This is a genomic window from Succiniclasticum ruminis DSM 9236, from assembly GCF_900112895.1.
Taxonomy (GTDB): domain Bacteria; phylum Bacillota; class Negativicutes; order Acidaminococcales; family Acidaminococcaceae; genus Succiniclasticum; species Succiniclasticum ruminis.
In genome coordinates this window covers 1-11811 of sequence record NZ_FONL01000032.1, presented here as the reverse complement: position 1 = coordinate 11811, position 11811 = coordinate 1, and the positions used below count along the sequence as shown (strand labels likewise).

9 protein-coding genes and 2 rRNA genes are annotated in these 11811 nt (G+C 48.9%); 10 read left to right on the top strand and 1 reads right to left on the bottom strand.

Features of this window, described 5'->3' with window-relative positions; translation table 11 throughout:
* From BM159_RS11595 to larAH10 (BM159_RS11560), 8 genes are all read left to right on the top strand, one after another.
* Nucleotides 1–130, top strand: a 23S ribosomal RNA gene (locus tag BM159_RS11595); the annotation flags it as partial.
* A 76-nt stretch (nucleotides 131–206) separates the two neighbouring features.
* Nucleotides 207–323: ribosomal RNA gene (rrf, locus tag BM159_RS11590) — 5S ribosomal RNA — on the top strand.
* Between the two features lie 198 nt (nucleotides 324–521).
* Nucleotides 522–1871 carry a Trk system potassium transporter TrkA gene (trkA, locus tag BM159_RS11585; RefSeq protein WP_093914371.1) on the top strand — a complete coding sequence of 450 codons (1350 nt, stop codon included), beginning with the start codon at nucleotides 522–524 and terminating at the stop codon, nucleotides 1869–1871.
* A 124-nt stretch (nucleotides 1872–1995) separates the two neighbouring features.
* Complete coding sequence (locus BM159_RS11580) at nucleotides 1996–3453, top strand: TrkH family potassium uptake protein (protein WP_093914370.1); 1458 nt, start codon at nucleotides 1996–1998, stop codon at nucleotides 3451–3453.
* A gap of 11 nt (nucleotides 3454–3464) precedes the next feature.
* Entirely contained in the window at nucleotides 3465–4925 is a 1461-nt protein-coding gene (locus BM159_RS11575) for a TrkH family potassium uptake protein (RefSeq protein WP_093914369.1), read from the top strand.
* Nucleotides 4926–4971: 46 nt separating this feature from the next.
* On the top strand, nucleotides 4972–6432 hold the full coding sequence (locus BM159_RS11570) for a TrkH family potassium uptake protein (RefSeq protein ID WP_093914368.1): 1461 nt from the start codon (nucleotides 4972–4974) through the stop codon (nucleotides 6430–6432).
* 147 nt (nucleotides 6433–6579) lie between these two features.
* Nucleotides 6580–7878: an NPN-dependent 2-hydroxyacid racemase, LarAH10 family gene (gene larAH10 / locus BM159_RS11565; protein WP_093914367.1), complete on the top strand. Its 1299-nt coding sequence runs from the start codon at nucleotides 6580–6582 to the stop codon at nucleotides 7876–7878.
* A 19-nt stretch (nucleotides 7879–7897) separates the two neighbouring features.
* Nucleotides 7898–9199, top strand: coding sequence for an NPN-dependent 2-hydroxyacid racemase, LarAH10 family (gene larAH10 / locus BM159_RS11560; RefSeq protein WP_093914366.1), 1302 nt, complete (start codon nucleotides 7898–7900; stop codon nucleotides 9197–9199).
* Between the two features lie 112 nt (nucleotides 9200–9311).
* On the opposite strand, the gene rarD is transcribed toward larAH10 (BM159_RS11560), so the two are convergent.
* The gene (rarD, locus tag BM159_RS11555; RefSeq protein WP_093914365.1) at nucleotides 9312–10202 is read right to left on the bottom strand and encodes an EamA family transporter RarD; all 891 of its coding nucleotides are present in this window, start codon (nucleotides 10200–10202) and stop codon (nucleotides 9312–9314) included.
* 204 nt (nucleotides 10203–10406) lie between these two features.
* Here rarD and trpS point away from each other — a divergent pair, with 204 nt between their 5' ends.
* The gene (gene trpS, locus BM159_RS11550) at nucleotides 10407–11444 is read left to right on the top strand and encodes a tryptophan--tRNA ligase (protein WP_093914364.1); all 1038 of its coding nucleotides are present in this window, start codon (nucleotides 10407–10409) and stop codon (nucleotides 11442–11444) included.
* A gap of 218 nt (nucleotides 11445–11662) precedes the next feature.
* Nucleotides 11663–11811, top strand: a 149-nt coding sequence (locus BM159_RS11545; RefSeq protein WP_177206036.1) for a transposase, incomplete at its 3' end; no start/stop codon positions are given.

Genomic DNA, 11811 nt, shown 5'->3' with positions numbered 1-11811 from the left:
ACCCCAAGATGAGATCTCTCATGGCGTAAGCCAGTAAGACGCCTTGAAGAAGACAAGGTTGATAGGCCGGGAGTGTAAGTGCAGCAATGTATTGAGCGGACCGGTACTAATCCGTCGAGGGCTTGATTTAAAGAATGTAAGTGAGGACGAGTTAGTTTGTAAGTAGTTTCTTCTGTAAAGTTTTGAAGGTCTGAGAAGACGTTCGATCCGGTGACGATGGCTGAGAGGTCCCACCTGTTCCCATCCCGAACACAGCAGTTAAGCTCTCACGCGTCGAAAGTACTTGGCTGGAAGCGGCCCGGGAGGATAGATTGTTGCCGGTTATAAGGAAGCCCCCGCACATTGCGTGCGGGGGCTTTTTCTGTGGGAACCGTCAGATACTAAAAAAATCTTTATTTTAAGGTCTGTTGGTAGTATAATTACAATGTATAGCTGTATAATTTTATAAGAAATCCGGTTTACAAAATGTTTACTAGTCTTTTCCGGACTTTTTGCGACTAAATTGATAAGCAGGTGATTTTATGCGTATTGTTGTAGTTGGTGCAGGTAAAATGGGTTACAGCATTGCCAAGCTTCTGGCCGATGGTTCTTATGATGTTGTTGTAATCGAACAGGATGATGAGCGCCGTCAGGTAGTTAAAGATTCGCTTGACGTATTAACCATTCAGGGTAACGGGTGTACGCCTGACGTCCTGGATATGCCGGAAGTGCGTAACGCAGATGTATTTATTGCCGTAACCGACAGCGACGAGGTAAATTTGGTCGCCTGCCGTATGGCCAAAGCTTTTGGCGCCAAACATACCGTGGCCCGGGTACGGAACGAAGAGTATACAGACAGTGATGCTGCGTTGCTGAATAAAACTCTGGGTGTGGATCTGAATCTGAATCCGGAGCGGATCACTGCAAATGAAATCAGTCACATCCTGATGACGCCGGCCGCATTGGACGTAGATGACTTTGCCGACGGAAAAGTACGCATGTTTGGCGCAAGACTGCCTAATGATTTTAAGTTCCTGGGCGTTCCGCTGAAAAACGTCAGGCTGCCCGGCAACATCCTCATCGCTATGATTTTCCGGAAGCACAGGATGATCATCCCCCACGGCGATGACATTCTGGAACCCGGTGATAACGTGTACTTTGTGGGAAGCCAGGAAGTCATTAAAGAGTTTGAGGTGAACTTTGAATCCCGCTATGAAAAACTGGAACGGGTGCTTCTGATCGGAGCGGGGCGCGCCGGCCGCATGTTGGCGCAAATGCTGGAAAAACAGGGCGTTTTTGTGAAAGTCATTGAAAAAGACAAGGAACGTTGCCGCATCTTGTCGGAACAGCTTAATAACGGTCTGGTACTCTGTGGTGACGGTACGGATATTGACCTGCTGACGGAAGAGGGTATAACGGAGGCAGATTGCGTAGTCTGCCTGACTGATGATGACAAGCTGAACCTGTTGCTGGCGCTGTTGGCAAAACACCTTGGCGCCAAGAAGACTATAGTCCGGGTGGCCAGAAATGAATATGTAGATCTTATGGCAAAGGTCGGTGTAGATATTGCATTGTCGGCGCGTCTGTTAAGCGCGGCTGAAGTTATGCGGTTTGTCCGTCAGGGCGGTCTGGTATCCGTAGCTCTTTTGGAAGGGGCCAAAGCGGAAGCTTTGGAACTGAATGTACAACCCGGGTGCAAGGTGGACGGTAAGACGCTGATTCGGGCGCGGCTGCCCCGGGAATGTCTGGTCTGCGGTATCGTTCATGCAGGAGAAGCATCAGTTCCTAATGGCCAAAGTATGCTGAATGCCGGTGACAGAGTTATTGTTTTTGCACAGACAGAAGTAGTCCAGGACGTTATGGATATGTTTGCCGGAACTAAAAATGCCTGATAACGGTATTTTGGAAAAAAGGTCCAACTATTTCCGAGTAATAACCTGAAAGGGCTGCTGTTTTAAAAGCCGGCTTCAAATAGTCGGATGATTGCACTTTAAAAGAATGTGAGATAAGAATCAGATGGAAGAACGATTAGTTTTGCGCATGATGGGAATTGTTTCTCTGGCAATGGCAGCGGCAATGCTGCCTTCCCTTGTCTGTGCGCTGAACCAGGAACCAGAGATGGTCTTGCCATTTTTGGGTACCATCTTTATAGGATTTGCCCTGGGTGCATATGCGATACGGACGACCGTTTCCCAGCGCAAGATGCGGTTATCGATCCGGGGCGGCGCCGTATTTTTAGGATTATCCTGGCTTTATACCAGTATTTTAGGTGCTGTTCCCTATGTTGCTTCGGGGGATTTTTCTGTGCCCAAGGCGTTATTTGAAAGCGCATCTGCGTTGACTACAACAGGTGTAAGTTCTGTCCTGGAAGGTGCTCCATATCCTTCCAGCCTCTTGTTATGGCATGATATCAGCCAGTGGCTGGGTGGTATCGGAGCTATCATTATTTTTGCCGTCATTATGCCCCAGTTGGGTTCCAGCGCGGCCAACTTATTTTCTGCTGAAGTGCAGGGGAATTCGGCGGAACGTACCATGCCCCATATCCGTGAGGCGGTTCGCGTCCTGATTTTAATTTATCTCGGGCTGACGCTGCTGATGATCTGTATCCTTCTTGTGCTGCAACAGCCACCGGAAATGGCGGTAAAACTGGCAGCTACTTCTATCTCTACCAGTGGCTATCTGCATTACAGGACATATCTGATGGAATGTAACAATCCTGTTTTAGAACTGTTTCTGGTTTTGTTTATGATTTTAGGAAGCTGTAATTTTATTTTATATTACAGAATCCTTCAAAAACGTGTGGACGTGTTCTGGAAAGATACAGAGCGGCGATGGTTTTTCGGGCTCATTATCGGCATCAGTCTGCTGGTTGCCTATAATCTTTGGAGAAGCCATTTTTACGATCTTTTCCAATCAATCCGTTATGCGTTTTTCCAGGTAGTATCCATCATGAGTACAGCCGGCCTGGCAACACAGGATTTCAGCCATTGGCCGGCGTTCAGCCGCCTCCTGCTGTTTTATGCAGCGATCATCGGCGGTTGCTCTGCTTCCACTTCCGGCGGGGTAAAAGTGTCCCGTGTAGTTGTGTTGTTAAAAGTATGCTGGCAGGAGATTAAACGGACCCTTCATCCCCGTATGGTCAGTGTGATTACCATGAGCGGGCGCCCGGTACCAGCGCAGGCAATTATCGGAGTAGGCCGGTATTTCTTTTTGTATTTTATAGTATTTATCGCGCTTTCCATGTTATATTCCCTTACCGGCAGTGATATGCTGGAATCCATGGCTACCGTTGTGGTATTTTTGAGTAACGTAGGTTCTGCTTTTGGGATTATGGGAGAAGGTACCACGTTTGAAGCGCTGAGCAGCTTTGGATATCTGATTTTGTATGTAACGATGATTATGGGCCGTATTGAATTATTTGCTTTTGTAATGTTCCTGCACCCTGATTTCTGGGCGAAGAAACGCGGCTGGTAAGAGGTGTCGGCTTGGATATACGCATCGTATTTTATTTAATGGCCCGTATGGTTTTCTGTCTGGGTGCTGTTTACTTTATTCCCTGGGGAATGTCCCTGTACCTGGAAGACGGATGCTCCGAAGTTTTTTTTACCTGCTTTCTGATTTGCAACTTTGTCGGATATCTGTTGAACCATTATGCCCGGTTTGACAAATATTCGCAGACGATAACCAACCGGGAAGGGGTTGCCACGGCGACGTTTTCCTGGGTGTTGTGTGCGGCGCTGGCGGGAATGCCATACTGGATGACCGGGGAGCTGGATTTGTTCGCTTCCTTTTTCGAAGGGATGTCTGCTGTAACGACGAACGGGGTTACCGTCATTGAAAGTCTGCAGGCGCTGCCCCGCAGCGTTTTATTCTGGCGTGGTATTACACACTGGCTGGGTGGTCTGGGTATCATCGTAATTTTTATCTCGTTGCTGCCACGTATGGCCAGCGGGGCCTTTCATCTGTTTGTTGCAGAAGCGACGGGATTTAATGAAGACCGCCTGCTGCCGCGACTGCGTACCACTGCGCAGATACTCTTTATGATTTATTCGTCGCTGACGTTGGCGGAAGCGTTTTTGCTTTTTGTTTGCGGCATGGATTTGTTTGACGCGGTCAACCATGCCATGGCAACCGTGGCGACCGCAGGTTTTTCTACCTACGATAACGGTCTTTTACATTATAATAACCCGCTGATAGAGTTGGTTATTTTTGTTTTTATGATACTGGCAGGAGCCAACTTTGCCCTGTATTACAAAGTCCGTTACAGGGGATGGCATGTGCTGTGGGAAGACGAAGAGTTCCGTATTTTTATTTATTTTATTCTGGCAACCTCATGTCTCATCACCTTGTCTGTATATGCAGGGACGGATGATACATTTATTGAAGCCGTGCGTCACAGTTTTTTTATGGTGGCGTCTTTTTCTTCTACCACCGGCTTTGCTTCTACCAATTACGAACAGTGGCCGGCCGTAGCCAAACTGACCCTCATGCTTTTGTATTTTACCGGAGGGTGTGCGGGTTCTACGGCGGGCGGCATCAAAATTGCGCGGTTTGTGGTTCTGGTACGCATGACCATAGTAGAACTGAAGCGGGTGCTGCATCCTAAAATGCTGTTTGCGGTAAAGTTTGAGGGCAAGCCGCTGACTGTTGCGGTACTGGTTTCGATCAGCCGGTTCTTTTTCCTCTATGTAATCAGTGTTGTGGTTCTTTCCATTCTGTTTGCTGCCACCGGGGTGTCCCTGACAGAAGCCATTTTCGGCGTGATGGCCTGTATCAGCAGTTGCGGCGCGGCCTTTGGTGGTATTGGGATGGAAGGGGAGTTTGTTCATATTTCCGATGCCGGTAAAATGGTACTGGCCCTTGCGATGCTGATCGGGCGTTTGGAAATTTATACTGTTCTGGTTATGCTGCGGAAAGAATTCTGGCATATGAACAGCCGCTGGTGAAAAAACCATTTCATCAGTGTTTACCTTGCTTTTTGGAGGTAAAACATTGAACGGCAAAGTTATTTTATACTTAATTGGAAAAATTCTATATTTTCTGGGCGTGGTCTTTGCGGTTCCCATGTTTCTGGGGTTTGGCTATCAGGACGACGGAGGAAAGATTTTTGCTGTCTGTATGATGGCCTCCTTTGCCGTCGGCTTTCTTTTTCAGAAACTGGGCACGAAGATTACTGAACAATATAATCTAACGAACCGGGAAGGAATTTTAACGGTTGTTTGCGCATGGATTACGGCAGTTTGCTTTGCTTCCGTGCCGTTTCTGGCAGCCGGTATGCTGGGGCCGGTGGATGCATTCTTTGAAGCCATGTCCGGGCTTACCACGACAGGGGCTACCGTTCTTACAGATATTGAAATATGGCCCCGCAGCCTGCTGTTCTGGCGTGTCTGGATGCACTGGATCGGGGGACTGGGGATTATCGTTATCTTCATTGCACTGTTGCCCAGAATCAGCGGGGGAGCTGCCCATCTTTTTAATGCGGAAAGCAGTGGCTTTGAGGGGGAAAGGCTTTTGCCGCGCCTGCAACAGACTGCGCTGGCCCTGTTCCAGATATATGCCTTTATCACAGGGTGTACTGTAATTCTGCTGCTGTTGTGCGGACTGGATTTGTACGACGCGGTTGTTCATGCTATTTCGGCGGTAGGCACCGGGGGATTCTCCACTTATAACGACAGTATTGTTCATTTTAATAGCGTAAGCGTAGAAGCGGTATTGACTCTTGCCATGTTTCTGGCCGGAGGAAACTTTTCCCTGTATTTTAGAGTAAAAAGTAACGGACCCGGGGTTCTGTTAAAAGACGACGAATTCCGCTGTTACTTGTTTATGTTCCTGACATTGGTAACCGTAGTGACGGTATCTTTAACAGTTAACGGTTTTTCGCTCTTCAGGGGATTCCGGGAAGCTTTTTTTCAGGTAGCAGCCTTTATTTCCACTACAGGCTATGTCTCTGCGGACTTTGACCAATGGCCGGCATTTCCCAGGCTTTGTCTGATGTTGCTGTACTTTACCGGTGCCTGTGCCGGGTCTACATCGGGCGGCATCAAGATTTCCAGGTTTGTCGTTCTGGCACGGGGCGTGAAGGAAGGTGTGGTAAAGGCGCTGCATCCCCAGGAAGCCAGGCCGATTCTTTACAATGGGCATAGAATTGACAACAACGTGTTTGCCCTGGTGCTGTCCTTTTTCTATACATATATCGGCCTTTTCGTTCTGCTCTCTATAGGGGTTGCTTTTACGGGTGTCGATGTCAAAACGGCGGTGACCGGCGTCCTTGCCTGCCTCAGCAGTGTAGGCCCGGGTTTTGGACCTGTCATAGGGGCTACAGGCAACTTTGCGTCCCTGCCTTCCGCTGCAAAACTCATGCTTGCCTTTGCCATGCTGCTGGGGCGTCTTGAGATGTATACCTTGCTGATCCTGTTCAGCCGGAAGTTCTGGAACGGGCGCAGCCGGTGGTAAGTGTTCCGAAATCATACAAAACTTAGATTGAAACCCTTTTTATGGTATAATACCTGTTATAGTTTTCAAAGGATGCTGGCAGGCTTATAGTTTGTAAGAAATTACTGTTACGAATGAAAAACAAATCGTTCGGGAGGAGTTCGGTGTATGAAGACCTATGAATTTGCTTATGGAAAAGGAACGCAGAAGGTAGATTTGCCGGAAGAGCATATCATTTACGACCTGCACGGGAAAAAAGTGGCGGTGGAAAAAGATATTGCAGCCGCTGCATTAAAGGCAATCCGCAACCCCATTGACAGCAAGCCGCTGGCGGACGTTGTGAAACCGGGAGAGAAGATAGCCATTGTCGTAAGCGACGAGACCCGGCTGTGCTACACAGACCAGTTTCTGCCGGTGATTGTGCAGGAACTGAATGACAAGGGCATTCCTGACAGCGATATTGATATTGTCATCGCTACCGGAACCCACCGGGCCCAGACCCCGGAAGAGGATATTCTGGTGTTGGGGGAAGCCATGGTGAAACGGTTCCGTGTGCACCAGCATGACTGCCGGGACAAATCGAATCTGGTGTACAAGGGGACGACTTCCAGAGGGAATAAAGTCTATATTAATAAAATCGTGGCCAATGCGGATAGAATCATTGCCACCGGCGCTGTGACCCTGCACCCCATGGCCGGATTCGGAGGCGGGCGCAAAGCCATCGTACCCGGCGTGGCGGGTTTGGAGACCATCAACCGCAACCATGTGCTGGCTTTGGCGGAAAAACCAGGAGACGGATGCAACCCCGATGTGACCACGGCAAAACTGGAAGGCAACCCCTTCCATGAAGACCTGATGGAATGTGTGGAGTATGTGAATCCGGACTTTTTATTGAACGTGGTTCTCACCAGTGAAGGCGGTCTGTACGAAGTGGTGGCCGGCAACTGGAAGACCGCTTTTTATCAGGGCTGCAAGGATCTGCTGGAAATCAGCGGCATTCCTGTTAATGAACAGGCGGACGTGGTCATTGCCAGCGGCGGCGGCTATCCCAAGGATATCAACCTGTATCAGGGTACCAAGAGCCACATGAATGTGGATGTGGCAGTCAAACCCGGCGGCATTGCCATCATCATGCTGGAATGCCCGGACATCAAGGAACCGGCCGTGTTTACGGACTGGCTGATTAAGAGCGACCTGCAGAAGACGGAACAGGAAGTCCGGGACAATTTTTATATGGCTGCCTTTGTTGCTTATAAAAGCCGCTGCATCATTGAAGCCCATACCGTGTATCTGGTGACCCGTAAGGAAAACTTTGAATTTGTCCGCCGGACCGGACAAATTCCGGTGGAAACCGTGGCGGAAGCCTGGAAGCTGGCGCAGGAAAAACTGGCGGCGGAAGGCAGGACAGACTATACCATTACCCTGATGGGACATGCGCCGGTTACGTTGCCGGTGTTGACGGAGTAAAGGAAAGGAAGATTATTTTATGGAATACAGGATTCCTTACGGAAAAAGTGAGCAGCTCGCTGATCTTCCGGAAGAACATGTTTCCCAGGTGTTACTTCCGCCGGTGATTGATAAACCTCAGACGGTAGAGAAACTGATGGAAGAAGCGCTTGCCCATCCCATTGGAACGCCGATGCTGGAGCAACTGGTGAAACCGGGCGAAAAAGTTGTGTTGATCGTCAGTGATATTACCCGCGTCTGGGCCCGTTTTGATTTGTTTTTACCGATTCTTGTTGCCAGATTAAATCAAATCGGTGTGCCGGATGAAGATATCAGTATCATCATTGCAACCGGAAAGCACCGGCTGAATTCGGCGGCAGAGAAAGAAGAGATTATAGGGAGCGAACTGTTCCACCGTATTAAGGTGTACGACCATAATCCGGCGACGGAAGCCTGCGTGTATTTGGGAACCACAAAGCGGGGGACGCCCGTGTGGATCAACAAACAGGTTGCTGCTGCCGATAAGGTCATCCTTACCGGCGGACTTTCTCCCCATATTTATGCCGGCTTCGGCGGCGGACGGAAAAGCGTGCTGCCCGGTATCGCCGGCGCGGAGTCCATCAATCACAACCATAATTTGGCCCTGACGGATGAAATCGGCGGCGGGGTAAATCCGGATACTTCTATCATGCGTCATTTCGGCAACCGGCTCAGCGAAGACATGTGCGAAGTTGCTTCCTTTTTGAACCCCTGCTTCATGGTCAACGCCATCATGGACGCAGAGGGAAACTTCTTTAAAATTATGGCCGGTCACTGGTATGAGGCCTGGCTGCAGGGAACAAAAGAAGTTATGAAACTGCAGGGCGTGCCCCTGAAAGAAAAGAGCGATGTGGTCATCGTCTCAGGGGGCGGGTATCCCAGGGATATCAGTTTATATCAGGGAATGAAATGCTATGCGCCGGGGGCGGCCGCGTTAAAAGAAGGCGGCATCCTGATTGCCGTATTGCGTTGTCAGGATATGACGGAGCCGCCCGCCTTTTTCGAAAGTTTCCGCTATACAGACCTGAAGCAGATGGAACTGGATGTGCGGGCGGACTTTACGGTTCCGTTCTATGTTGCGTTTTATATGTGCTGTCTGGCACGGCATTTTACGATTATCCTGGTAACGGAGCCGGAGAATTTTGACAATGCCAGAAAGACGGGAGCGACTCCGGCGGCCACATTGCAGGACGCATGGAAGTTGGCGGAAGCCAAACTGAAAGAGCAGGGTAAAACGGACTATACGATCAACATCATGCCCTATGGAGGTGACACGCTTCCGGTTTTGGCAGAGAAAGAATAAAATAGTAAAACGCTGGCTCATGTACCTGCAGATATGCGTGCAGATATATGTAACCAGCGTTTTATTTACAGGATTATTCTCAACAGATTTTCTGGCGAAAGTACGAAAGCAGTCAGGCATGAGCTGCTTTCCATTCGGAAACCGTGAAGACCAGCAGGGCCAGCCAGATAAAACCGAACGTGAAAAGTTGTGTTGCGCCAAAGGGCTCGTTAAAAAAGAAAATCCCCAAAAGCAAGGTCATCGAAGGGCTGATGTACTGGAAGAAACCCAGCACATTTAACGGCAGAAGGTTCGCCCCATAGGAAAACAGGATAAGCGGAACTGCGGTGGCAATACCGCACCCAGCCAGGAGCAGACTGAGGGCCGGGGTTCCCGGGCCGAAGTGGGCAGCTCCGGTTGCCGTGAGGTTTGCTACATAATAAAAAGCAAAGGGGAAGAGAAGCAGCGTTTCTAACGTAATGCTGGTAAAGGGATCCAGCTTTAGCTTTTTTTTCAGGGCGCCGTAGCTGCCAAAGGTCAGAGCCAGCGCTACAGAAACCCATGGCAGTTTACCAATCTGCCAGGTCATCAGGAAAATGCCGACAGCAGCCAGTGCGATGCTGAGTTTTTTTGGCGCGGAGAGGGTTTCGCCGAAAATTGCCACGCCGAAAAGAACATTGACTAACGGGTTGATGTAATAGCCGATACTGGTATCGATGACATGATTATGATTGACGGCCCAGATATAGGTAAGCCAGTTCAGGCTGATAATCACAGCGGCAGCCACCAGCATGGCGCCGCGTTTTTTGTTGTGCCATAGTTCGCGGCAGTCTTTTTTCAGAACTTTCCAGCGCCGGGTTACTACAAGGACGATCAGCATAAACACGACTGACCAGAGGATACGGTGGCACAGTATTTCATTGGCCTCCGCCTCTGCCATTAAATGCCAGTACAGGGGAAGGATGCCCCAGAGGACGTAGCAGCCTACCGCTGCCATAAATCCAAGATTTCTGTTTTGCTGCATGGCGTTTCTTCTTTCCTTGGTCTATCATAAAGAATAATGAAGCGATTTTTACAAGTCGCTGTTTATATTTAACTGCTTTTAAACACAGACAGATATCTATCTCATCATACTATTATATTGATTTTTTTGCAATGCTTGTTGTCAATCCCCTTAATTTTATATATAATACTTACTATAATAGTTTAGGAATAGGAGTGTTCTAACTTGACTGAAGATAACAAACCGGAAGTTCAGAAATCGGAAAAGAAGAAAATCATCCTCAGCGGTATTCAGCCTACCGGCATATTTACGCTGGGAAATTATATCGGCGCGGTGCGCAACTGGCAGCAGTTACAGGAAGATTATCAGTGTGCGTATTTTATTGCAGACCTGCATTCGTTAACCGTGCGGCAGGAAGCGGCGAAGCTGCGTAAACAGAGCCTGGAAGCGTTTGCACTGTTGCTGGCCTGCGGCATTGACCCGCAGAAGAGCCTTATGTTCATCCAGAGCCATGTGCACAACCACGCTGAACTTGGCTGGATCCTGGCCTGCAACTCCCTTTTCGGTGAGTTGTCCCGCATGACCCAGTTCAAGGATAAATCTGCCAAGCATGCGGATAATATCAACGCGGGCCTGTTCACCTATCCGTCCCTGATGGCGGCAGATATCCTGCTGTACCAGGCGGACTATGTGCCTGTAGGCGCCGACCAGACCCAGCATCTGGAATTCACCCGTAACGTGGCCCAGCGCTTCAACAATCTGTATGGCAATACCTTTAAACTTCCGGAAGCCTATCTGCCTCCGGAAGGTGCCAAGATTATGTCCCTGCAGGAACCGGCAAAGAAAATGTCCAAGTCAGACACCAATCCGAAAGCCTTCATTTCCATTCTGGACGACCACGATACCATTATCCGCAAATTCCGCAGCGCGGTTACGGACAGTGAAGCCAAGGTCATGTTCAGAGAAGGCAAGGATGGTATCAACAACCTGATGACCATTTATTCCGTGGTGACAGGGAAAACCTATGAGCAGATTGAGGATGAATTCAACGGCAAGGGTTACGGTGATTTCAAGCTGGCGGTAGGGGAAGCGGTTTCCGAAGAACTGCGCCCTGTGCGTGAAAACTTTGCCCGCCTGATGAACGATAAAGCTTACCTGGAAGAAACGTATAGAGCAGGAGCAGCGGTGGCACAGCGCATTTCTGACCGGACTCTCGCAAAGGTTAAAAAGAAGGTCGGATTGCTGGCAAATCCGTTTAAATAACAGTATCATATGAATTCAACAAAACGAAAAAAGAGGGCAGCCTTTCCGGTTGCCCTCTTTTATTATGGCTTTAGCTTGGGAGCCGAATCCCTCAAGGGGATTTGGCTCAAAAACCACCTGCTACGCAGGTGGGATTAATGCTTAAGCAAAAGGGCAACATCCTTCTTGTATAATGATAGTGTTCAAGCCGTCACTAAAACAAGAAAGGATGTTGCCCTATGGCAAATAGTTTAGCACATACCAAGTGGGTATGCAAATATCACATTGTATTTACACCAAAATACAGAAGAAAAATCATTTATAACCAATTGCGTTTGGATATCAGAACGATTCTTAAAGATTTGTGCAAATGGAAAGGTGTAGAAAT